Source organism: Actinomycetospora sp. ABD4_176, assembly GCF_056311855.1.
In genome coordinates this window covers 2,624,331-2,645,715 of sequence record NZ_CM149974.1, presented here as the reverse complement: position 1 = coordinate 2,645,715, position 21,385 = coordinate 2,624,331, and the positions used below count along the sequence as shown (strand labels likewise).

The following is a 21,385-nucleotide window of genomic DNA, read 5'->3' as shown; positions in this document are numbered from 1 at the left end:
CTAGTCTGTATTCAGAAATCGTCGAGGGGGCAGCCGTGCACGTCGGGATGGGACTGTTCTTCCAGGGCCTGGAGGACGGGCGCGACGACCACGACGTCGTCCGCGGCGGGCTCGCGCTGGCCGACCAGGCCGAGCCACGCGGCTTCGGCTCGATCTGGACCGCCGAGCACCACTTCACGCGGTACCACATGATGCCGAACCCGGCGCAGCTGTTGACCTACCTCGCCGGCCGCACGACGACCGCGCGCCTGGGGACGATGGTCGTGGTGCTGCCGTGGCACGACCCGGTGCGGGTGGCCGAGGAGATCGCGTGGCTGGACTCGGTGTCCGGCGGGCGCGTGGTGCTCGGGCTGGGGCGCGGGCTCGGCTCGATCGAGTTCGACGGGTTCCGGCTCGAGATGGGGGAGTCGCGGCAGCGGTTCGTCGAGTACGCGAGCGCGATCTCGGGAGCGCTCGAGACCGGGGTGATCGAGGCCGACGGCCCGCTCTACCGCCAGCCGCGCGCCGAGCTGCACCCGCCGGCGTTCACCTCGTTCCGCGCGCGGACCTACGCCTCGGCGGTGTCACCGGAGTCCGCGAAGATCATGGCGACGCTGGGCTACGGGCTGATGCTCATCGCGCAGAAACCGTGGGCGGTCACCGTCCGCGAGACCACGGAGTACCGCGAGCTGTTCCGCGCGCTCCACGGCGTCGACCCGCCCGCGCCCGTGCTCGTCAACTTCACGACCGTCGACCCCGACCCTGTCCGCGCCCGCGAGCTGCACGACGAGTACGCCACGGCCTACGCGCGATCGACGATCGACCACTACGAGTTCACCGACGCCCGCCTCGAGCACGTCCCGGGCTACGAGTACTACGCGGGGCTGCGGCGCAACATCGACAGGCACGGGCTGCCGGCGTTCAGCCGCTTCCTCGCCGACCTGCAGATGGGCGGCACCCCCGACGAGCTCGTCGAGCAGACCGTCGAGCGGGTGCGCGCCCTCGACGCCGGCGGTGTGGTCAACCTCTTCGCCTTCGGCGGCATGCCCCAGCACGTCGCGCAGCGGTCGTTCGACGTCTACAGCGAGCAGGTGCTGCCGCGCCTGGCCGCGGTCGACACCCACCGCGACATCGGCTCACCGGCTCACAGCGCGTACCCGCCGTCGACGTCCACGGTCTGACCCGTGATCCAGCCGGCCCGCGACGAGACGAGGAACGCGACGAGCTCGGCCACGTCGTCGACCGAGCCGAACCGGCGCAGCGCGAGGTTGCGGCGCGCGGTGGCGAGCAGCTCGTCGGTGTAGTCGCCGCGCGCCACGAGCTCGCGCCACATCCCCTCGCCCTCGATCAGCCCGACGCCGACGCAGTTGGCGCGCACCCCGTAGCGGCCCTCCTCGGCCGCGATTCCGCGCACGGTCGCGGCGACGCCCGCCTTCGGCGCCGACGAGAGCGCGTCCTTCTTCGCGTAGCGCTCGACGGCGGGCGTGGTGAGGGCGACGATGCTGCCGCGGGTCTCGCGCAGGACGGCGAGCGACGGGTGGAACAGGTTGTAGGCGGCGACGGTGTCGCCGAGGATCTGCTCCCGGTAGCGCTCCGGGGTGATGTCCGAGAGGTAGCGCATCGGGATGTGGGGGCCGGACGCGTAGACCACCGCCGACGGCGGCTCGGGGGTGACGGTGCGCACGACCTCGGCCGTCGCGGCGGCATCGGTGAGGTCGAGGGCGACGGTGACCGCCCGGCGCCCGGCGTCCTCGACCTCGCGGGCGGCATCGGCCGCCGCGTCCGGGCGCGACCGGTAGGTCAGCGCCACGTCCCAGCCGTCGGCGGCGAGGCGGCGACCGATCGCCCGCCCGATGCCGCCGGACCCGCCCGCCACCAGCGCCCACGGTCCGCCCACCCCGTGAGGCTAGATCGCGGGTGCCCTCTCCGCGGGCAGCGTCGTCGCCCCGACCGGCCGGCGGGCGACGAAGTGCGGGGTGTCGTCACGGAGGTCGACGGGGTGGACCTGGTTCCACCCGCTGACGAACACGCCCTGCTCGGTGAGCACGCGCACGGCGACGGCCTGGGCCACGGCCGGGCGGACGCGCGGGGCGGCGCCCCGCGGGGCCAGGGGCATCGACCACGTGACGCGGCCGCCGCGGCGGCAGAGCAGTACCCAGCCGTCGCGGTAGGGGGCCGCCTCGCGCACGAGCTCGAACACCGCCGCGTCGTCGTCGCGCGGTGGTGCGGGCGCGGGCAGGGTCGGCAGGCCGATGACGTCCAGATCCCGATTGGTGATCATCTCGTGTCGTCCTCCCCGCCGCTGTCCCGTTGCTCGCGCCGCCCGGCGATACACAGCAGCCATGTATCGAATCGGGACAAACGTTATCTGTGCCACAGCGGTGAAGCAACACGTTCTGTGTCAGTGCGGAGGGTCCCGGGTCGGTTCGCGGCCACAGCTGCCACTCGAACGGTCCAATAAGCTGTTGCCGGGGGTGAGATCGCTTGGTCGTCGTCGGCATGGTGACCGAGCGCAGCGATACGACACGTTTGTGTATCGGTGCGCCGGGGCCACCTTCAGAGCATGCCTCGCGCCGAGCAGGACCTCGAGCGGCCGTCACCGATCCTCGGTGACGGTGCGGGCCACACGAGCGGGCGGCCCCGCAACGCCGAGATCGACCGCCTCGTCCTGCAGGTGGCCCTGCGCCACCTGCGCAGCGACGGTCTCGCCGGCCTGTCGGTCGCGGCGATCGCCGAGGAGGCCGGCACGACGCGCGCCGCGGTGTACCGCCGCTGGTCGGGCCGGGTCGAGCTCGCTCTCGCGGCGCTCGCCACGGTCGACGACGGCGGGCCCGTGCCCGCCTCCGGCGATCCGTTCGCCGACCTCGTGACCGAGCTCGCCCGCCTCCGACGCTTCGTGGTGGAGCACGACGCCACCGCACTCGTCGCGATCGCGCTCGTCGGGGACACCGACGCGCGGGTGCGCGCGCAGATCCGTCACCGCCTCGTCGACCCGTGGCGCGAGCGCCTGCGCGCGTGCCTGCGCGCCGGGACCGAGGCCGGTGCCCTGCGCGCCGCGGCCGACCACGCGACCGCCGAGGATCTGCTCACCGGCTCGTGGCTCGCGCACGCCGTGCGCGGCGAGGCGCTCGCCGAGGACTGGGCGCCCCGCACGGCCGCGATGGTGTGGGCCGGGTGCGGCGGCGTCCCGGGCGAGCAGCGGGAGCGGTGAGGTCGAGCCGGCACGCCGCCCCGATCGAGTGATCGAGTCGGGGTCGCGTCGTGCCGATGTCCGTTCCATGACCGTTTCCCACCATCTCGCCCCGCTCGACGCCGCCCGCGTCCGCGCCGGCGTGGAGCAGGTGCGCGCCGCGATCGCCGACGGCTCCCTGCACCACCACGCCCCCGAGGAGATCCCCGCCGGGCGCCGGTCGCGCGCGGTCGAGGTCGTGCGGGCGTGGGCGGCCGGCGAGGACGCCGAGGCGCAGCGCCGGCACTGCGGGGTGTGCGCGACCTGGCCGGTCGCGCCCCGCAGCGCCGGCTGAGCAGCCGCAGGCCGAGCAGCGCCGCCCGGCGCCGCTCACACGTCGACCGACGCCGCCTCCGGGTCCGCCGACGCGCCCCGCACGGGCAGGTCGGCGAAGAACGACGGCGGGTCGGTCCACGGGTCGGCGGGGGAGCCGGCCTCGGCGTCGCGGATCGCGCGCCACACCCGGCCGGGGGTGAGCGGCATGTCGACGTGGCGCACCCCGAGCGGGGCGAGGGCGTCGACGACGGCGTTCTGCACCGCCGGCGTGGACCCGATCGTCGCGGCCTCGCCGATGCCCTTGGCGCCCAGCGGGTTGTAGGGCGTCGGGGTCTCGGTCGACGACGCCTCGTAGCTCGGCACCTCGGCCGCGGTGGGCAGCAGGTAGGCCGCGAACGTGCCCGAGGTCGGGTTGCCGTCGGCGTCGTAGGAGAAGCCCTCCCACAGCGCCTGCGAGATGCCCTGCGCGAGCCCGCCGTGCTGCTGCCCGGCGACGAGGGTCGGGTTGAGGACGGTGCCGCAGTCGTCGACCGCGACGTGGCGCACGGGCGTGACCCGGCCCGTGTCGAGGTCGACCTCGACGACCGAGACGTGCGCGCCGAACGGGTAGGTCGCGCCGGGCTGCGCCTCGTCGCGGACCTCCGACAGCGACACCCCCTGCTCGCCGGCCGCGACGGCCACCTCGCGCCACGACAGCGCGCGGTCCGGGACGCCCGCGACGCCGAGGCCGCCCTGACCGTCGACCCCGTCGACCGCGGTGATGTCGTCGGCGTCGGCCTCCAGCGCGGCGGCGACCACCTCGCGCGCCCGCTCGAGCACGGTGTCCGCGGCGACGAGCACGCTCGACCCGGCGAGCTGCAGCGAGCGCGAGCCGCCCGTGCCGCCCCCGCGCGGGACCGCCGCGGTGTCCGACTGCACGAACCGCACCTGCTCCATCGGGATGCCGAGCCGGTCGGCGACGATCATCGCGAACGACGTCGCGTGCCCCTGGCCGTGCGCCGAGGTGCCCACCGACACCGTCGCGCCGCCGTCGTCGTCGACGCTGACCGACCCGTACTCGGACCCGCCGCCGCCCGCGGTGACCTCGACGTACACCGCGAGCCCGATGCCCAGAGCCACGCGGTCGCCGCGGTCGCGCCGCTGTGCCTGCTCGCGGCGCAGCGCCTCGTACCCGGACGCGCGCAGCGCCTCGTCGAGGGCGTGGGCGTAGTCGCCGGAGTCGTAGAGCGAGCCGGTCTGCGTGGTGAGCGGGAACTCGTCGGGCTGCAGGAAGTTCCTCCGCCGCAGCTCGGCGGGGTCCTGTCCGAGCTCGTGGGCGGCCATGTCCACCAGGCGCTCGAGCATCGCCGCGGCCTCCGGGCGGCCGGCCCCGCGGAACGCACCCATCGGCGTCGTCGTGGTCAGCACGGCGGCGCCGTCGTAGGCGACGGTCGGGATGCGGTAGACGCCCTGGGCCATGTTGCGCGTCGGCCCGAGGGTCAGCGCGCCGCCGAACCCGGCGTAGGCGCCGGCGTCGCCGACGACCCGCGCGCGCAGCCCGACGATCGTGCCGTCGCGGCGCAGGCCGAGCTCGCCGTACTGCACCTGGCCGCGGCCGTGCGGCATGGCGGTGAGGTTCTCCGAGCGCGTCTCGGTCCACGTGACGGGCCGGCCCAGCTGCCGCGCCGCCTCGACGACCACCGCGTGCTCCGGCGCGAGGCCCGCCTTCCCGCCGAACCCGCCGCCGACGTGCGGCGCGATCACCCGCACCCGCTCGGTCTCCCAGCCCCACTGCGCGGCGACCTGGTCGCGCAGGCCGTGGGGCATCTGGGTCGAGACGTGGACGGTCATGTCGTAGGCCTGGTCCGCGCCGCCGGGCGTCGCGGTGACCGCGTTGCCCTCCATCGGCGCGACGGCCAGGCGCTGGTTGACGATCCGCGCGCGCACCACGACGTCGGCGCCCTCGAACGGCCGGACGTCGTCGGGGTCGCGGAACCCGGCGGCGAGGTTGCTGCCGAGCTCCTCGAACTGGAGCGGGGCGCCGTCGGCGAGCGCGGCCTCCGGGTCGACGACGGGCTCGAGCGGGTCGTAGTCGATCTCGACGAGCTCGGCGGCGTCGACGGCCTCGGCGCGGGTCGTCGCGATCACCGCGGCCACCATGTCGCCGACGAAGCGCACCTTCCCGCGGGCCAGCAGCGGCCGCGCGCAGGCGTCGTTGAGCACCATGAACGGGCGGTGGTCGGGGATCGCGGTCATGTCCTCGCCCGTGAGGACCGCGACCACGCCGGACGCCTCCCGGGCCTTCGCGACCTCGACCGACCCGAGGCGCGCGTGCGCCAGCGGCGAGCGGACGAAGACGCAGTGCAGCGCCCCGGAGGGCACGATGTTGTCGACGTACGTGGCGCGGCCGCGGATCAGCTCCGGGTCCTCGACACGGCGGACGGCCGTTCCCATGATCGAACCAGGCACCCCTCGGACGTTAGGCCTTCGAGTGCGCTCGAACGCAAGCCCGGCGGGTACTCGGAGATCATGCCGCTGCCGCCGCCCGGTCCCGACACACGCGTCCTCGTCACCGGGGCGTCCTCCGGCATCGGCGCCGCCGTCGCGCGCGCCCTCGCCGCGCGCGGCTACCCGACCCTGCTCGTGGCCCGGCGCGAGGACGCGCTCACCGAGCTCGCGGGGGAGCTGGGACCCGAGCACGAGGTGCACGCCGCGGACCTGGGCACGGACGCGGGACTGGACGCCGCCCGCGGGCTGCTGGACGACGAGCGCGTCGTCGGCCTCGTCAACGCCGCGGGCTTCGGCGTCACCGGCCGCGTGGCCGAGCTCGCCGACGACGCCGAGCAGCGGGCCGCGCTCGACGGCCTCGTACGCCTCAACGTGCTCGCGCTGCACGACCTGACCGTCGCCGCGGTCGGGGCCCTGGTCCGCCGCGGGCGGCCGGGCGCCCTGCTCAACGTATCGTCGATCACCGCGTTCCAGCCGCTGCCCGGCGCCGCGTCCTACGCCGCGAGCAAAGCTTTCGTGCAGTCGTTCTCCGAGGCCGTGCACGCCGAGCTGTCCGGCAGCGGGGTCACCCTGACCACCGTGAGCCCCGGCCTCACGCGCACCGGCTTCGCCGACGCCGCCGGGACCGACGCCTTCGACCGCGTGCCCGACCTCCTCGTCGGCGAGGCCGCCGACGTCGCCGAGGTGGGCGTCGAGGCCATGGTGCGGGGGGACCGCAGCGTCACCCCGGGCCTGCTCAACCAGCTCGGCGCGCTCGGCGGCCGCCTCGCCCCCCGGTCCCTGCTGCTCCCGGCCCTCGACGCGGGGATGGATCTCTTCGACGCCTGACGGACGATTTCTCAGGGGGCGTGTCGAAGGCGTGCGGGGTCGTTCGACGCGGGGGCGAGACCCTCACCGACCGCGTGGACGGAGACCCCGATGAGCACCCCCACCAGCACTGGTCACGCCCCGCTCGGCGATCTGCGGATGTACTACGAGGTCCACGGCGACGAGCACGCCGAGGGCACCCCCCTGCTCCTGCTGCACGGCGGGCTGTTCGACATCGACCAGCAGTTCGGCGCGCTGCTCCCCGGGCTGGCGGCGGGCCGACGAGTGATCGCCGCCGACTTCCAGGGCCACGGGCGCACCAACGACCTCGACCGCCCGCTCTCGAGCGCCGCCCTGGCCCGTGACGTCGTCGCGCTCCTGGCGCACCTGGGCGTCCCGCGCGTGGACGTGTGCGGCTTCTCGATCGGCGGCGCGGTCACCCTGCAGCTCGCCGTGCACCACCCCGAGCTGGTGCGGCGGATCGTCGTGTCGTCGGCGTCCGTCACGTCCGACGGCATGCGCCCCGAGAACGCCGAGGCGGTCGGCGCGATGACCGTCGACATGATCGAGGGCACGCCGATGGCGGAGGCCTACCGCGCGAAGTCGCCGCACCCCGAGGGCCTGCAGGGCCTGCTCGACAAGCTCGGGGCGTTCGCCGACGACGGCTGGGACGACGAGCAGATCGCCGGCATCGCGGCCCCGACGCTGATCACCGTCGGGGACTGCGACGCGGTGCGTCTCGAGCACGCGGTGCGCTTCCTGCGCCTGCGCGGCGGTGACGTCAACGGCGACTTCGTCGGCGTTCCGGCGTCCCAGCTGGCGGTCCTGCCCGGGACCACGCACTTCTTCGGCCTCGCCCGCACCGCGCTCGTGCTGGAGGTCGTGACGTCGTTCCTGGACGCGTGAGGCGGGCGCGCGGGAGATCACGAGCACCTGGTGCACGTCCGGCGCGTCGGTGAGGTGCGTGAGGTGCGTGAGGTGCTCGTGATCTCCCCGAGCCGTCGACGGTGGCGCGGCTCGCCTGCACCCCGTTCCGACGAAGGGCGCCCCTCGCCGATCTAGTCGACCGAAGGTGCCCTTCGCTCAGAATCGGTCGCCCCTTGACGAGCCCACGCCAGTGTCAGATAGTCGACGACACCGTCAAACGCGTGGCTCGGGTCACGCCCCTGGCTCGATGAGGAGTGTGGCCATGACGTACGTGATCGGCGTCGACGTGGGGGGCACGTTCACCGACGCGGTGCTCGACGACGACTCCGGCTCGGTCATCGCGGCGAAGGCGCCGTCGACGCCGCCGGACTACTCGCAGGGCGTGCTCGACGTGCTCGAGCTGCTCGCCGAGCAGCTCGGGCGCCCCGTCGAGGAGATGCTCGCCGAGACCCACCACATCGCGCACGGCACCACGTCGAGCCTCAACGCCCTGGTCCAGCGCAAGGTCCCCGACGTCGGGTTCCTGACCACCAAGGGCCACCGCGACTCGATCTTCATCATGAACGTCGAGGGCCGCTACCTGGGCCGGAGCCCGCACGAGCTGCAGCACGTCCTCGCCCAGGACAAGGACCACCACCTGCTGGGAAAGCGGCACGCCCTCGAGGTCACCGAGCGGATCGACCGCGACGGCGACGTGATCGTCGCGCTCGACGAGGACGAGGTCCGGGCGCAGGTCCGCAAGCTCCGGGCCGACGGCGTCCGCGCCATCGCGGTCTCCCTGCTCTGGGCGTTCCGCAACCCGGCGCACGAGCGCCGCATCCGCGAGCTCGTCGCGGAGATCGACCCCGACGTCTACGTCGCGCTCTCCAGCGAGGTCAGCCCGCGCATCCGGGAGTTCGCCCGCAACTCCACGACGATCATGAGCACGCAGGTCGGGCCCGGGCTGCGCGACTACCTCGCCACCCTCGAGGCCGGGCTGAAGGAGCGCGGTCTCGCCGGCCCGCTGCTGGTCATGCAGTCCAACGGGGGCGCGGTCGCGGCGTCCGAGGCCCCCGCGCAGGCCATCTCCACGGTGGGCTCCGTGCTCACCGGCGGGGTCGTCGGGTCGAGCCAGCTCGGCCGGCGGCTCGGCCACCGCAACATCATCTCCACCGACGTCGGCGGCACGACGTTCCTCGTCGGGCTGATCGTCGACGGCGAACCCGAGCGCGACACCACCACCGTCATCAACCACCACCCGATCAACGTCCCGACGTTGCGGGTGCACGCCATCGGTTCCGGCGGCGGCGCGATCGCGTGGGTCGACCCCGGCGGCAACCTGCGCATCGGGCCGCACTCGGCACAGGCCGTGCCCGGCCCCGCCTGCTACGACCAGGGCGGCACCGAGCCCACCAACACCGACGCCAACCTCGTCCTCGGCATCCTCCCGGCCACCGGCCTGCTCGGCGGCCGCAAGGCGCTGGACGTCGACAAGGCCCGCGAGGCCATCCGCACCCGGGTCGCCGAGCCGCTGGGCCTCTCCGTCGAGGACGCCGCTGCGGCCATCCACGCCGCGCAGAACGCCCAGACCGGCGACCTGCTGCGCAAGAGCGTCGTCGAGGCCGGCCACGACCCGCGCGACTTCGTCCTCTACGCCTTCGGCGGCTCCGGCCCGGCGTTCTGCGCCAAGTACGCGACGCACCTCGGGGTCGCCGAGGTCGTCGTGCCGCTCGGCCCGGTCGCGTCGGCGTTCTCCGCCTACGGCCTCGCCGCGTCCGACATCGCGCTCGCCCAGGAGCTCTCCGATCCCGCCCAGCTCCCCGTCGACCCGGTGCGCGCGGAGAAGAACTTCGCCCAGCTCGAGGACCAGGTCCGCCACGGCCTCGACCGGCAGGGCCTGACGTTCGACCGCGTCGAGATCGTCCGCGAGGTCGACATGCGCTACGCCATGCAGCTCGCCGAGGTCACCGTGCCCGTCGGGGAGGGCCCGCTCGACGAGAACGCGATGCAGGCCGCGGCCGACCGGTTCGAGGCGAGGTACGCCGAGCTCTACGGCCAGGGCTCCGGCTTCAGCGCCGCCGGCATCCAGGCCATCACCTACCGCGTCCGCGGCCGCGGCGTCCTGCCGTTCAGCCCGGAGCTCCCGCCGCTCGAGCAGGCGTCGGGGGAGCCGGAGCCCTCGGGACGGCGCCCCGTCCACCTCGAGATCGGCCAGGGCTTCGTCGACACCCCGATCTACGACTACGCCGCCCTGCGCGCCGGTCACGTGATCACCGGACCGGCCGTCGTCGAGGTCCCGACGACCACCGTCGTCGTCCCCGACGGCCGCACCGGCACCGTCGACGAGCTCGGCAACCTCCACATCACGAAGACGGAGCACTGACCACCATGACGATGGCCGTCCCCGGCTCCGAGAGGTTCTCGAGCCGCCCGATCGACCCCGCCACCCTCGCCGCCGCGCTCCCGGCGAGCCTGCCGGTCCACACCGTCACCCAGGAGCAGATCGACGCGCTCGACCCGCTGACCTACGAGGTCGTGCGGCACCGCCTGTGGTCGGTCACCGACGAGATGGGCGAGGCGCTCAAGCGCATGTCCGGCTCACCGATCGTCACCGACGCCAACGACTTCGACTTCGCCGTCTCCGACGAGCTCGGCCAGGAGGTGCAGGTCGGGCTCTACAACACGATGCTCGTCGGCGCCGTCGACCTCGCCATCTACTGGACCCTGCAGCACCGCGCGACCAACCCCGGCATCGCCGAGGGCGACATGTTCCTCACCAACGACCCGTGGGTCGGCGGCGGGCTGCACCAGAACGACGCGATGGTCTACCAGCCGGTGTTCTGGGACGGGAAGCTCTTCGGCTGGACCTCCGCGATCGCCCACCAGCCCGACCTCGGCGGCGTCGGGCTCGGCTCGTTCTCGCCGGCCGCGCAGGACGTCTTCTCCGAGTCGCTGCCCACCCCGCCGATCAAGGTCGTGCGCGACGGCGTGCTGCAGGACGACGTCGCCGACGTCTGGGTACGCCGCTCGCGGGTGCCGATGATGATCGGGCTGGACCTGCGCGCGAAGGTCGGCGCCAACACCGTCGGGCGCGACCGCCTCCTCGCCGTCATCGAGCAGTACGGCGCCGACACGGTCAAGGCCGTGATGAAGCGGATGATGGCCGACGCCGAGTCGCGCCTGCGCGGCAAGCTCGCCGATCTGCCCGACGGCACCTGGCACGCCACCGGCTACCAGGACCAGTCGCACACCGGCGACCGCGGTCTGCACAGGATCACGGTGGCGATGACGAAGTCCGCCGACCACCTGACCTTCGACTTCACCGGCACCGACCCGCAGTCCGGCGTCGTCAACTGCACCTACGCGGGCATGCGCGGCGGCGTCATGCTCGCGCTGCTGCCGATCCTCGCGGGCGACATCCCGTGGTCGGCCGGCGGGCTGATGCGCTGCTTCGACCTCGTCGCCGAGGAAGGCACCATCAACAACGCCAGCTTCCCTGCGGCGGTCGGGCGCGGGCCGATCGGGCCGGCGTGGCTGACCGGCAACCTCGTCGCCGAGTGCCTCTCGCAGATGCTCGACCAGGCGCCGGACCTGGACGCGCACGTCCAGTCCGCCTGCTGCGGCACGTGGGACACCGCCGTCATCGCCGGACTCGACCAGCGCGGCGCCGTGCCGACGCCGTTCCTGTCGATCCTCATGGACCCCATGGCCGGCGGGTACGGCGCCCAGCCGCAGGCCGACGGCATGGACACCGGCGGGCTGTTCTGCATCCCGCTCGGGCGCGTCCCGGACGTCGAGATGACCGAGTTCCTCTACCCGGTGCTCGCCCTGTGGCGCCGCGAGGAACCGGACTCGGGCGGTCCGGGCCGCCGACGGGGCGGGGTCGGGGCGTCGCTGGCGATCACCCCGCACGGCACGAGCTTCCCGATCGGTCTCGTCCTCGCCTCCAACGGCAAGGCCGTGAGCCAGAACAACGGGCTCGCCGGCGGCTACCCCGGCAACACCGGGGTCGAGTACATCGCCCGCGGCAGCGACGTCTCCACCGCACTCGGTGCGGGCCGGCTGCCGGCCGACCTCGACGAGGTGGGCGGCACGCCCGAGCTCCAGCCCTGCTACGGCGAGACGTACGTCGCTCCCGGCGAGGTGTTCACCATGTTCTGGCAGGGCGGCGGGGGCTACGGCGACCCGCTGGTCCGCGACCCCGCCGACGTCGCCCGCGACGTCCGCGAGGAGAAGGTCACCGCCCCGACCGCGCGGGAGGCGTACGGCGTCGTCCTCGACGGCACCGGCGCCGTCGACACGGACGCCACCGAGGCCCGGCGCCGGGAACTGCGCGATGCCCGACGCGACCGCGTCGCCGCGGGCGGGCGGAGCCGGAGCACGGTGGACCTCACCGACGCCCGCCGTCTCGACGACAACCTCGTCGGCGTGACCCACGAGGGGGTCGAGCAGGTGGCGTGCCGCCACTGCGCGACGGTGCTGGGCACCGGCGCGGTCGGTGAGCTCGACCTCGTGCGCTACGAGGGCCCGGTCAGCGACGCGGGTCCGCAGGTCGTGGACGGTGCGGGGTCCTACGTCGACGGCGCGGTGCACTTCCGGCAGTACTGCTGCCCGGGGTGCGCCACGGCGATCTCGACGGCGGTGGTGCCCGTCGACCACGTCGACGACGTGACCCGCACCAGCCGCGTGCTCGCGGACGCTCGGGCATGACACTCCACCGCGTGGCCGTGCTCGGCGGGGGACCGGGCGGTCTCTACGCCGCACGGCTGCTGAAGCTCGCGCGGCCCGGGTGCGAGGTCGTGGTCCACGAGCAGGGCGTGCCGGACCAGACGTTCGGGTTCGGGGTCGGGCTCGCCGCGCGGACGCAAGCCCGGCTCGCCGAGGCCGACCCCGCCACGCTCGACGACATCCTCGCCACCGCCTGGTCGCACGACATGCGGATGCGCGTCGGCGACCACGAGGCCGGGATGAACGTGTCCAGCCTGGTGGCGGTGGGGCGGGCCGACCTGCTGCAGGTCCTGGCGCGCCACGCCGAGGACGCCGGGGTGAAGCTCGAGTTCGGGACGCGGCGCGCCGCCGACGAGCTCGACGCGGACCTGGTGATCGCCGCGGACGGGGTCGGTAGCGCCACGCGCGCCGCCGGCGACTTCGGCGAGGACGTCGAGGTCGGCACCGGCTGGTACCTCTGGGCCGGCGTCGACGTCGCGCTGCCGCACGCGCTGTTCGCGCCCGAGCGCACCGAGCACGGCGTGTACGTCACGCACGCCTACCCCTACGCGCCCGACCGCAGCACGTTCCTCGTCGAGACCGACGAGGCGACGTGGCGGGCGGCCGGGTTCGACCGGACGACCGCGGCGCTGCCGCCCGACGCGTCCGACGACGTCGCGCTCGACCACCTGTCCGACGTGTTCGCCCGCCACCTCGACGGCCACCGGCTGATCGGGAACCGCACCCGCTGGCTGCGGTTCCGGACGGTGCGGTGCGCGCGCTGGCACGACGGGCGGACCGTGCTGCTCGGCGACGCCGCGCACACCGCGCACTACTCCTTGGGTTCCGGGACGAAGCTCGCGATGGAGGACGCGATCGCGCTGGTGTCGTCCCTCTCCGCGGCCGACGAGCGGGGGAAGGCCCTGAGCGCCTACGAGGCGGCCCGCCGGCCCGCCGTCACGCGGCTGCAGGACATCGCCGAGCGGTCGCGGCGCTGGTGGGAGTCGTTCCCGGAGCGCCTCGACTCGCCGGTCGAGCAGCTGCTGGTCGCGTACATGACGCGGGCCGGCAACGTCGCGCTCGACCGCTTCGCCGCCGGCACGCCGGCGGTGGTGGCCGGGGCGCTCGCGCACTGGTCGGACGACCCCGCGCTCGCCGACGCCGTCGAGCACCCGGAGACCATCCCCGACGAGGTCCTCGCGCAGCCCCTGCAGGCCGCCGGGCGGACGTTCACCTCCCGGCTGGTCCCCGACGACCCCGCGGCCCTCGGCGCGGGCGTGTCCGTCGTCGACCTCGGCGCCGACGTCCGCCCCGCTGGACGGGAGTCCGACGTCGAGGCCGCGCTGGAGCGCGCGCTCACGGCGGCCGCGGCCGCCGACGTCGTGTGGTTCACCGGGGCCGACGACCGTTCCAGCGTGCTCACCCGGCTCGAGGTCGCCGAGCGGCTGCGGCGGCGCGCGCCCGCGCTCGTCGTCGTCGCCGCGCCCACGACGTGCCGCGGCGACGTCGTCGACGGGCTCGTCAGCGACCGCCTGCACCTGGCCGCCCTGCGTGACCCGGAGGGGGACACGTGAGCACCACCCACCCAGCACCCACCGACCCTGGACCCACCCACCGGGCCCGACCCACCGCGCGCTTCGACGACCGGCGGGTGCCGTTCCCGCCGGAGGCCGTCGCGGCCTACCGCGGGGCCGGCCTGTGGGGCACGCGGACGCTCGCCGACGAGTTCCGGGCGGCCGCGGAGCGCCACCCCGAGCGCGACGCCGTCGTGGCCGCCGAGGGCCGGCTGACCTACGCCGAGCTCGACGCCGCCACCGACCGGATCGGCACGGGCCTCGCCGACCTCGGGCTCGTGCCGGGCGACCCGGTGCTCGTGCAGGTCACCAACCGGCTCGAGACCGTCCTCGCCTGGTACGCGCTGCTCAAGGCCGGCCTGGTGCCGGTCGCGACGCTCGCCGCCCACCGCGGCCACGAGATCGCGCACATCAGTCGGGCGGTCGGGGCACGCGGGCACCTCGTCGAGCACGGCACGCGGGGGATCGACCTCGTCGCGTTCGCCGTCGAGCAGGCCGACGGGCACCCGACGCTCGACCACGTCCTCGTGCTGGGGGCGCCGGCGGACGCGGAGCTGCCGACCCACGCCGTGCGCCTCGAGGGCCTCGGCGCCGGCCTCGACGCGGCGACGGCCCGGGCGCGGGTGGCGGCCATCCAGGAGGGCATCGACGCCGACGACGTCGCGGTCTTCCAGCTCTCCGGCGGCACCACCGGGGTGCCGAAGCTGATCCCGCGGCAGCACGCCGAGTACTGGTACAACGCCCGCGCCTACGCCGAGGCGCTCGGCTGGACCGCCGAGGACCGCGTCGGTCACCTCATCCCGGTCGTCCACAACGCGGGCATCTCGTGCGGGGTGCACGCCGCGGCGACCGTCGGGGCGTGCCTGGTGCTGACGAGCCACGACCTCGACACCGCACTGCCCCTGCTCGCGGCCGAGCGCACGACGTCGGTGCTGTTCGGGCACGTGCACTACCGCGCACCCGAGCACCCCGCCTACCCGGCGCTCGCGGAGCACCTGCGCATCGTCGTGCTGTCGGGGGCCAAGGTGTCCGAGGAGCTCTTCGCCGCGGTCGCCGCCGACGGCGCGTGGGTGGGCCAGCTGTTCGGGATGGCCGAGGGGCTCTTTCTCGTCACCCCGCGGGGCGGGTCGGCCGAGCTGCGGCGCACCACCGTCGGCGTGCCGGTCTCGCCCGCCGACGAGGTGGTGGTGCTCGCGCCGGGCACCGAGGACGAGGTCCCCGACGGCGAGGTCGGCGAGCTCTGCGCCCGCGGCCCCTACACGCTGCCGGGCTACTACGCGGCCGAGGACCGCAACCCCGGTGGCGCGCAGTCGGCGTTCACCTCCGCCGGCGCGTACCGCACCGGCGACCTCGCCGCGATCCGCGTGATCGACGGGCACCGCGCGGTGTCGATCGAGGGCCGGATCAAGGACCTCATCAACCGGGGCGGCGAGAAGATCAACGCCGAGGAGGTCGAGCTGCTCCTGCTCGCGCACCCGCACGTCGTCGAGGCGGCGCTGGTCGCGATGCCGGACCCGCGGCTCGGAGAGCGGGGGTGCGCGTACCTCGTCACCGACGGCGTGCCGGTGACGCTCGAGGACGTCCGCGAGCACCTGCGCGGGCTCGGGGTGGCGACGTTCAAGTGGCCCGAGCGGGTCGAGTCCGTCGCCGCCCTGGCGCGCACGCGCGTCGGGAAGCTCGACAAGAAGGCGATGGCGGCGGAGATCGCCGAGAAGCTGCGAGGAGAGGGCGCCCAGTGAGCCACCACCGGATCGGGCTGGTCGTGCCCAGCTCCAACGTCACCGTCGAGACCGAGATCCCGGCGCTGCTCGCGCGGCACCGCGACGCGACGTTCTCGTTCCACGGCAGCCGGATGCGCATGCACACGGTCTCGCCCGAGGAGCTCGCCGCGATGAACGACCAGCGCGGCCGCTGCGTCGACGAGCTCGCCGACGCGCGGGTCGACGCGCTGCTCTACGCCTGCCTCGTCGCGATCATGGCGCAGGGCCCGGGGGAGCACCGGCGCGTCGAGTCCGCCGTCGCCGACCAGCTGCTCGGCCGCGACGTCGAGGCCGCGCTGATCTCCAGCGCCGGCGCCCTGGTCGACGCCCTCGCGGCCCTCGGGGCGCGCCGGATCGCGCTGGTCACGCCGTACGTGCGGCCGCTGGCCGAGCGGGTCGTGGGCTACCTCGAGGCCGAGGAGCTCGAGGTCGCCGACTGGGTCGCGCTCGAGGTCGCCGACAACGCCGAGGTGGGCGCCATCCCGGGCGACCGGGTCATGGCCGCCGCCCGGGGCCTCGACCTCACCGGCGTCGACGCGCTCGTCATCTCGGCCTGCGTGCAGATGCCGTCGCTACCGCTCGTCGAGCGCGCGGAGCAGGAGCTCGGGCTGCCCGTGCTCTCCGCCGCCACCGCCGGCGCCTTCTGCCTGCTGCGCGCCCTCGGCCTGCCGCCCGAGCTCCCCGACGCCGGGTCGCTTACGCGCGCCGGCGCCACCGCCGCGTCGCCGCTCGTGTGAACGCGCCGCCGCCGTATCGTCGCCGCTCATGAGCGCGACCGGACCCGCGGCCCAGGGCCGGGCGTCGACCCGCCGCGAGCTGGTGGAGTCGCAGATCTACGAGCAGGCCACGCGGCTGTTCGCCGAGCGGGGCTTCGCGGGCACGAGCCTGCAGGACATCGCGGACGCCATGGGCATGACCCGCCCGGCGCTCTACTACTACGTGCGGAACAAGGACGAGCTGCTCGCCCGGCTGGTCACCGAGATCACCGAGGGCCCGGCCGACATGGTCGAGGAGATCGCCGCGCAGGACCTCGACGCCACCGCGAAGATCCGGGGATTGGTGCGGCACCTCGCGGCGCGCCAGGCCGGACACGCGGCGCGGTTCCGGCTCGTCATCCGCTCGGAGTCCGAGCTGCCCGGCGACCTCGCGCACGCGCACGAGGTGGCGAAGCGCCGGGTGCTCGACGGCGTCGTGCGCGTCGTCGACCAGGGCGTGCGCAGCGGGGAGTTCCGGCCCGGCGACGTGCGGACCACCGCGCTCGCGCTGATCGGCATGTGCAACTGGATCGCGTGGTGGTTCCACCCCGGGGGTGCGCGCACGGTCGACGAGGTCGCCGAGCAGATGGCCGAGATGGCGGTGGCGCTCGTCGCGCAGACCGCGGACCGCCGTCCGGCGAGCCCGCGGCCCGACGACCCCGCCGCCGCGGTGGCCCTGCTGCGTCAGGACCTCGACTACCTCGAGCACGTCCTGGGCGGCACCTCGTCGCCACCGTCGAAAGATTGACACAGAAGTCGACGGCGTCGTACCGTCGACGCCATGACGGACGCACCGCTCGAGCACAAGGTGCGCGGCGTGGACCACGCGGCGTTCCCCACCTTCGATCCCGCCGCCACGGTGCGCTTCTACCGTGACGTCCTCGGCTTCCCGGTCGTGCACTCGATCTGTGCCGCCGGCTGGGGTCCGGAGGACCACCCGGACTTCATCCACTTCTTCTTCGACATCGGCAACGACGACCGGATCGCGTTCTTCTACTACTTCGGCCTCGAGCGTCAGCACGAGCAGGGCCGCGGCGACGTCTACGCCGGGTTCGGGCCCGAGGTGCCGGAGTTCTTCGTCCGGTCGCGCCACCTCGCCATCCACGTCGACGGCGAGGACGACCTGCTGGAGTACCGCCGCCGTCTCGACGCCTCGACGTGGCCGGTGGAGATGCAGATCCAGCACGAGACCATCGAGTCGATCTACACCCACGACCCGAACGGCTACATGGTCGAGTTCACCCGCGCGATGCGTCCGGTGACGCCGCAGGAGGACCTCGACGCCAACCTGACGATCGACGCGCTGCTCGACGTCGTCGGCGCGCCGGAGCCGTCGTTCGGCAAGCTGCTCGCGCGCAAGGCCGAGCTCATCGTCGAGCGGGCCGCCGACTGGGAGCTCGCCCAGGAGCGCACCCGCCGGCAGGAGCAGGCGCAGGGGGTGACGTCGTGACCGCCCTCTACGTCCTCGACGTCCCCGAGAACACCACGGTCGCCAAGGTCGCGGGACAGGACCCGGAGGTCACCGTCGGCCGGGTCGGGCCCTACTTCGAGATCACCGCGGACGGGGCGATCGTCGTCGACCGGCGCGCGACGGGCTGCCGGCACGCGGTCTGGTACTCCTGCGTCGCCGGTGTGGCCGGCGGGGAGATCGTCCAGCACGACAAGGACGCGCTGCGCGTCGAGCCCGCATGAGCGCGCCGACGGCGGCGACCGAGGGGCTCGGTGCCGGGCGCTACGTCGCGGCCGACGAGCGCCCGGCCGCCACGACCACGAGCGTCCACGAGCTGACGACCTCCGACGGCGCCACGGTGCGAGGGGTGCTCGCGACGGTGCCGGGCGCGCGCACCGTCGTGTGCCTCATGCACCCGCGCCAGGACCTCACCCACCACGCGCTCGTGCCGCACCTGCTGCGCGCCGGCGCGGCGGTGTGGACCCAGCACACGCGCTCGGTGAACAACGACCTCACGCTCGTGCACGAGCAGGCGCTGCTCGACGTCGCGGCGGGCATGGTGTTCCTGCGCGAGCGGGGGTTCGACGCGATCGTCCCGCTCGGGCACTCCGGGGGCGGCACGCTTTACGCGTTCTACCTCGAGCAGGCCGGCCTGGCGCCCGACGACCGGCTCGCCACCACCCCGGCGGGACGGCCCACGAAGCTCGCCGCCGCGACCATGCCGACCGCCGACGGCGTCGTGTTCCTCGCCCCGCACCCCGGCCAGGGCCGGCTGCTGCTGGGCTGCATCGACCCGTCGGTCGCCGACGAGCGGGACCCGCTGTCCGTCGTGCCCGAACTCGATCCGTTCCGGGGCGAGAACGGGTTCGTCGAGCCGCCGCGCAGCGCGTCGTACAGCCCGGCGTTCCTCGAGCGTTATCGCGCGGCCCAGCGCGACCGCGTCGCGCGCATCGACGCCGTGGCCCGCGAGCACGTCGCACGGACCGCGGAGGCCCGCGCCTCGCACCAGGCGTCGGGTGACCCCGCCGACCGGCGCCGCGCGCTCGCCCCGCACGTCATCACGGTGTTCCGCACCGACGCCGACCCCCGCACGGTCGACCTCTCGCTCGACCCCAGCGAGCGGCCGTATGGCTCGCTGTTCGGCGCGCGTCCGGACCTCATCAACTACGGGCAGGTCGGGTTCGGACGGCTCACGACGCCCGAGGCGTGGCTCTCGACGTGGTCGGGACTCTCGACGAACGCCGACTTCGTCCGCTGCGCCCCCGGCGTCACCGCGCCGACCCTGTTCGTCGAGCTCACGGGCGACCAGGCGGCGTTCCCGTCGGACACCCGCGCGATGGTCGGCGCGCTCGGCGCCGCGGACCGCACCCACGTCACCGTGCGCGGAACCCATTTCGGCGGTGCCATCGCCGCGGGCGAGCCGACGGGCAACGAGCTGGCCGCGGAGCGGATCGCGGCGTGGCTGCGGGAGCGCCACGAACTGGCGCCGCCGGTGTGCTGAGGCGCTCGGTCCGACGAGCTCAGTCTCCCCGGCAGGGGTCGTCGCGCAGCGACTGCAGCGCCTGGGTGAAGCGCACCGCGGCGCCCTCCACGTCGGCGCTGTAGCGGCCGATCGCGGCGTGGCCGGAGAGCGCGGCGAGCTGCACGAGGGCGGCGAGCTCGTCGACGACCTCGTGCGTCTCGGCGGGCGCCGGGAGGTCGCCGGTGAGCAGCGCCTTCAGCTCGACCGCCGCGGCTCGGACCCGCTCGACGGCCGAGCCGCCATCGGCGTCCGGCGGTCCGCCCGGCGATCGGCCTTCCGGTCGGCTTTCCGCAGGTAGGCGGACAGCAGCGGTCCCATCACGCCGGCCATCAGCCGTGTGGTGGGGCGCGAACCGGTGGTCTCCTGTCGCATCCATGACCCTCCCGCTCGACGGGCGATCGCGGGCTGGACAGGTCAACCGGCGTCGAGGTCGGTTACCCGGACCCCGGCGAAGTGACGCGCCGGACTGGATTGCGGTGACGGTCCGGGGCGCCCGAGGAGCCAGCAGAGCCGGCGGAGCCGGACACACGACAGCCCCGGCGCGTGTCGCGCGCCGGGGCTGTCGTGTGTTCTTCGGTGACGAGGGTCAGCGCCGGGGCGTGCCCCCGGGCGGCGTGCCGGGCGGCGTGCTGGGCGCGACGGGCTCGGTCGCGCCGGGCCCGTAGGCGTCACCGGGCCCGTAGGGGTCGCCAGGACGGGTGGCCGGGCCGGCGCCGGGGGTCCCGGGCTGGGTCGCGTAGGGGTCGTTGCCCGGGACCGGGGTGCCGTTGGGCGGGGTCGGGGCGCCGGCCGGGGCGCCCTGGCCGTCGTTCTGCAGCCCGCTCGGGGCGTGCGCCCGCGCGTCGGCCTCGGCCCGCTGGCGACCGACCGCCATGTCCTGACGGACCTGGTCGGACTGCTCCTGGGCGCGACGGTAGCCGGAGTTGATGAGGTCGGCGGCCGCGTCGCGACCACCGAGCCCGAAGGCCAGCGCAGAACCGAGTGCCACCGCCCCGATGAGCGCGATGTAGGTCGCGGTCACGATCGTCTCCGCGATGCCGAGCTGGTTGAGGATCATGAAGACGGCGATCGCCATGACGAGCGTCGGCGCGGCGCTGCGCGCCACCCGCCCGGTGGGGGTGTCGCCCATCGTGCGGTGCACCAGACCGCCGACGGCGGCGGCGATCGCGGCGGCGACCAGGAAGATCAGCACCGCGGCGAGCACGTTCGGCAGGTACGACAGGACCAGGTCCACGAACCCGGTGACCGCGGGGATGTTCAGCGTCCCGACGGCCGAGACGATCACGAAGACGAGCAGGACCCACTGCACGACCAGGCCGACGAGCTTCGAGGGGCTGCCGTCGGGGGCGAAGCGGGCGACGTACTCGCCGCCGCGCCCGTGGGTGAGGCGCTCGTCGAGGCGCACGCGGCGCAGGAGCTTGGTGATCCCGGCCCGGATGAGGCGGGCGATGATGTAGCCGATGAGCAGGACCAGCAGGGCCCCGATCACGTTCGGCACGTAGTTGAGCAGCGTGGTGAACGCGTTCTGCAGGCTCTGCAGCACGTTGAACCCACCCCCGCTCGGCGGCGCTGGCGTCATGACGGTTCCTCCCCCGGTCGGCGTCCGTCGCCGACTCACTCCGTGGCGCGGCCGTGGTGCCCGATCGGTGACGCAGGGAATCGCGCCGGCACCCGATCGGACCTCGCGTGCAGGGCGCCCACCGGACCGGTGGTTCCGGCGACGACGCTCCGGGTACCAGCGGCGCCTGTCGTCGACGAGGAGGTCCGCCGTGGGGTTCGTCGCCCGCTTGCTGTCCGCGGTGCTGGTCGCCCGCACCGTGCTGCAGGGTCCCGACGAGACCCGGCCGCGCAGCCGGCCCCGCCGCGCCGGCCCGTCGTCGACGCGGACGCCCCCCGGTGTCCCCGGCGGCCGGGCGTCCTCGCCGCAGTAGGT

Annotated in this window: 20 protein-coding genes; 15 read left to right on the top strand and 5 right to left on the bottom strand. The window is 74.5% G+C overall.

Features of this window, described 5'->3' with window-relative positions:
- The first annotated feature begins 35 nt into the window (after window positions 1-35).
- Window positions 36-1,160 (top strand): LLM class flavin-dependent oxidoreductase, encoded by a 1,125-nt coding sequence (locus tag ACYX4T_RS12790; protein ID WP_476014868.1) that lies wholly within the window; start codon window positions 36-38, stop codon window positions 1,158-1,160.
- On the opposite strand, the gene ACYX4T_RS12785 is transcribed toward ACYX4T_RS12790, so the two are convergent.
- Both ACYX4T_RS12785 and ACYX4T_RS12780 read right to left on the bottom strand, forming a co-directional pair.
- Window positions 1,124-1,876 carry an SDR family NAD(P)-dependent oxidoreductase gene (locus tag ACYX4T_RS12785; protein WP_476014867.1) on the bottom strand — a complete coding sequence of 251 codons (753 nt, stop codon included), beginning with the start codon at window positions 1,874-1,876 and terminating at the stop codon, window positions 1,124-1,126. The genes ACYX4T_RS12790 and ACYX4T_RS12785 overlap by 37 nt on opposite strands.
- 9 nt (window positions 1,877-1,885) lie before the next feature.
- Complete coding sequence (locus ACYX4T_RS12780) at window positions 1,886-2,260, bottom strand: hypothetical protein (protein WP_476014866.1); 375 nt, start codon at window positions 2,258-2,260, stop codon at window positions 1,886-1,888.
- A 282-nt stretch (window positions 2,261-2,542) separates the two neighbouring features.
- Between ACYX4T_RS12780 and ACYX4T_RS12775 the strand changes: the two genes are divergently transcribed.
- Together ACYX4T_RS12775 and ACYX4T_RS12770 are read left to right on the top strand one after the other, a co-directional pair.
- Window positions 2,543-3,190 carry a TetR/AcrR family transcriptional regulator gene (locus ACYX4T_RS12775; RefSeq protein WP_476014865.1) on the top strand — a complete coding sequence of 216 codons (648 nt, stop codon included), beginning with the start codon at window positions 2,543-2,545 and terminating at the stop codon, window positions 3,188-3,190.
- 67 nt (window positions 3,191-3,257) lie between these two features.
- Complete coding sequence (locus ACYX4T_RS12770) at window positions 3,258-3,503, top strand: hypothetical protein (RefSeq protein ID WP_476014864.1); 246 nt, start codon at window positions 3,258-3,260, stop codon at window positions 3,501-3,503.
- 35 nt (window positions 3,504-3,538) lie between these two features.
- On the opposite strand, the gene ACYX4T_RS12765 is transcribed toward ACYX4T_RS12770, so the two are convergent.
- Complete coding sequence (locus tag ACYX4T_RS12765; protein ID WP_476014863.1) at window positions 3,539-5,917, bottom strand: xanthine dehydrogenase family protein molybdopterin-binding subunit; 2,379 nt, start codon at window positions 5,915-5,917, stop codon at window positions 3,539-3,541.
- A gap of 75 nt (window positions 5,918-5,992) precedes the next feature.
- On the opposite strand from ACYX4T_RS12765, the gene ACYX4T_RS12760 reads away from it, so the two are divergent.
- From ACYX4T_RS12760 to ACYX4T_RS12710, 11 genes are all read left to right on the top strand, one after another.
- Window positions 5,993-6,799 (top strand): SDR family NAD(P)-dependent oxidoreductase, encoded by an 807-nt coding sequence (locus ACYX4T_RS12760; protein WP_476014862.1) that lies wholly within the window; start codon window positions 5,993-5,995, stop codon window positions 6,797-6,799.
- Between the two features lie 90 nt (window positions 6,800-6,889).
- Window positions 6,890-7,684, top strand: a complete 795-nt coding sequence (locus ACYX4T_RS12755; protein ID WP_476014861.1) for an alpha/beta fold hydrolase — start codon at window positions 6,890-6,892, stop codon at window positions 7,682-7,684.
- A 283-nt stretch (window positions 7,685-7,967) separates the two neighbouring features.
- Window positions 7,968-10,067: a hydantoinase/oxoprolinase family protein gene (locus tag ACYX4T_RS12750; protein ID WP_476014860.1), complete on the top strand. Its 2,100-nt coding sequence runs from the start codon at window positions 7,968-7,970 to the stop codon at window positions 10,065-10,067.
- A 5-nt stretch (window positions 10,068-10,072) separates the two neighbouring features.
- Window positions 10,073-12,394: a hydantoinase B/oxoprolinase family protein gene (locus ACYX4T_RS12745; RefSeq protein WP_476014859.1), complete on the top strand. Its 2,322-nt coding sequence runs from the start codon at window positions 10,073-10,075 to the stop codon at window positions 12,392-12,394.
- On the top strand, window positions 12,391-13,965 hold the full coding sequence (locus tag ACYX4T_RS12740) for an FAD-dependent monooxygenase (RefSeq protein WP_476014858.1): 1,575 nt from the start codon (window positions 12,391-12,393) through the stop codon (window positions 13,963-13,965). The genes ACYX4T_RS12745 and ACYX4T_RS12740 overlap by 4 nt, the downstream gene beginning before the upstream one ends.
- Window positions 13,962-15,704 (top strand): (2,3-dihydroxybenzoyl)adenylate synthase, encoded by a 1,743-nt coding sequence (locus tag ACYX4T_RS12735; RefSeq protein WP_476014857.1) that lies wholly within the window; start codon window positions 13,962-13,964, stop codon window positions 15,702-15,704. Before ACYX4T_RS12740 ends, ACYX4T_RS12735 begins: the two co-directional genes overlap by 4 nt.
- On the top strand, window positions 15,701-16,462 hold the full coding sequence (locus ACYX4T_RS12730) for a maleate cis-trans isomerase family protein (RefSeq protein WP_476014856.1): 762 nt from the start codon (window positions 15,701-15,703) through the stop codon (window positions 16,460-16,462). The genes ACYX4T_RS12735 and ACYX4T_RS12730 overlap by 4 nt, the downstream gene beginning before the upstream one ends.
- 28 nt (window positions 16,463-16,490) lie before the next feature.
- On the top strand, window positions 16,491-17,228 hold the full coding sequence (locus tag ACYX4T_RS12725; RefSeq protein ID WP_476014855.1) for a TetR/AcrR family transcriptional regulator: 738 nt from the start codon (window positions 16,491-16,493) through the stop codon (window positions 17,226-17,228).
- 33 nt (window positions 17,229-17,261) lie between these two features.
- The gene (locus ACYX4T_RS12720; RefSeq protein ID WP_476014854.1) at window positions 17,262-17,930 is read left to right on the top strand and encodes a VOC family protein; all 669 of its coding nucleotides are present in this window, start codon (window positions 17,262-17,264) and stop codon (window positions 17,928-17,930) included.
- Window positions 17,927-18,172, top strand: a complete 246-nt coding sequence (locus ACYX4T_RS12715) for a hypothetical protein (protein WP_476014853.1) — start codon at window positions 17,927-17,929, stop codon at window positions 18,170-18,172. Before ACYX4T_RS12720 ends, ACYX4T_RS12715 begins: the two co-directional genes overlap by 4 nt.
- Window positions 18,169-19,431: an alpha/beta hydrolase gene (locus ACYX4T_RS12710; RefSeq protein WP_476014852.1), complete on the top strand. Its 1,263-nt coding sequence runs from the start codon at window positions 18,169-18,171 to the stop codon at window positions 19,429-19,431. The genes ACYX4T_RS12715 and ACYX4T_RS12710 overlap by 4 nt, the downstream gene beginning before the upstream one ends.
- A 19-nt stretch (window positions 19,432-19,450) precedes the next feature.
- Here the strand turns inward: ACYX4T_RS12710 and ACYX4T_RS12705 are convergent, their stop codons facing one another.
- Window positions 19,451-19,828, bottom strand: a complete 378-nt coding sequence (locus ACYX4T_RS12705) for a hypothetical protein (protein WP_476014851.1) — start codon at window positions 19,826-19,828, stop codon at window positions 19,451-19,453.
- A gap of 210 nt (window positions 19,829-20,038) precedes the next feature.
- Complete coding sequence (locus tag ACYX4T_RS12700) at window positions 20,039-21,031, bottom strand: mechanosensitive ion channel family protein (RefSeq protein ID WP_476014850.1); 993 nt, start codon at window positions 21,029-21,031, stop codon at window positions 20,039-20,041.
- A gap of 190 nt (window positions 21,032-21,221) precedes the next feature.
- Here ACYX4T_RS12700 and ACYX4T_RS12695 point away from each other — a divergent pair, with 190 nt between their 5' ends.
- Window positions 21,222-21,383 carry a hypothetical protein gene (locus ACYX4T_RS12695; protein ID WP_476014849.1) on the top strand — a complete coding sequence of 54 codons (162 nt, stop codon included), beginning with the start codon at window positions 21,222-21,224 and terminating at the stop codon, window positions 21,381-21,383.
- Window positions 21,384-21,385 lie beyond the last annotated feature (2 nt).

What these genes read in the sequence shown, in the direction of transcription:
- ACYX4T_RS12775 (WP_476014865.1), top strand. Translation starts at nt 2,543, where the DNA reads ATGCCTCGCGCCGAGCAGGACCTCGAGCGGCCGTCACCGATCCTCGGT.
- ACYX4T_RS12760 (WP_476014862.1), top strand. Translation starts at nt 5,993, where the DNA reads ATGCCGCTGCCGCCGCCCGGTCCCGACACACGCGTCCTCGTCACCGGG.
- ACYX4T_RS12720 (WP_476014854.1), top strand. Translation starts at nt 17,262, where the DNA reads ATGACGGACGCACCGCTCGAGCACAAGGTGCGCGGCGTGGACCACGCG.
- ACYX4T_RS12740 (WP_476014858.1), top strand. Translation starts at nt 12,391, where the DNA reads ATGACACTCCACCGCGTGGCCGTGCTCGGCGGGGGACCGGGCGGTCTC.
- ACYX4T_RS12770 (WP_476014864.1), top strand. Translation starts at nt 3,258, where the DNA reads ATGACCGTTTCCCACCATCTCGCCCCGCTCGACGCCGCCCGCGTCCGC.
- ACYX4T_RS12705 (WP_476014851.1), bottom strand. Translation starts at nt 19,828, where the DNA reads ATGGATGCGACAGGAGACCACCGGTTCGCGCCCCACCACACGGCTGAT.
- ACYX4T_RS12745 (WP_476014859.1), top strand. Translation starts at nt 10,073, where the DNA reads ATGACGATGGCCGTCCCCGGCTCCGAGAGGTTCTCGAGCCGCCCGATC.
- ACYX4T_RS12765 (WP_476014863.1), bottom strand. Translation starts at nt 5,917, where the DNA reads ATGGGAACGGCCGTCCGCCGTGTCGAGGACCCGGAGCTGATCCGCGGC.
- ACYX4T_RS12700 (WP_476014850.1), bottom strand. Translation starts at nt 21,031, where the DNA reads ATGACGCCAGCGCCGCCGAGCGGGGGTGGGTTCAACGTGCTGCAGAGC.
- ACYX4T_RS12725 (WP_476014855.1), top strand. Translation starts at nt 16,491, where the DNA reads ATGAGCGCGACCGGACCCGCGGCCCAGGGCCGGGCGTCGACCCGCCGC.
- ACYX4T_RS12750 (WP_476014860.1), top strand. Translation starts at nt 7,968, where the DNA reads ATGACGTACGTGATCGGCGTCGACGTGGGGGGCACGTTCACCGACGCG.
- ACYX4T_RS12710 (WP_476014852.1), top strand. Translation starts at nt 18,169, where the DNA reads ATGAGCGCGCCGACGGCGGCGACCGAGGGGCTCGGTGCCGGGCGCTAC.
- ACYX4T_RS12755 (WP_476014861.1), top strand. Translation starts at nt 6,890, where the DNA reads ATGAGCACCCCCACCAGCACTGGTCACGCCCCGCTCGGCGATCTGCGG.
- ACYX4T_RS12780 (WP_476014866.1), bottom strand. Translation starts at nt 2,260, where the DNA reads ATGATCACCAATCGGGATCTGGACGTCATCGGCCTGCCGACCCTGCCC.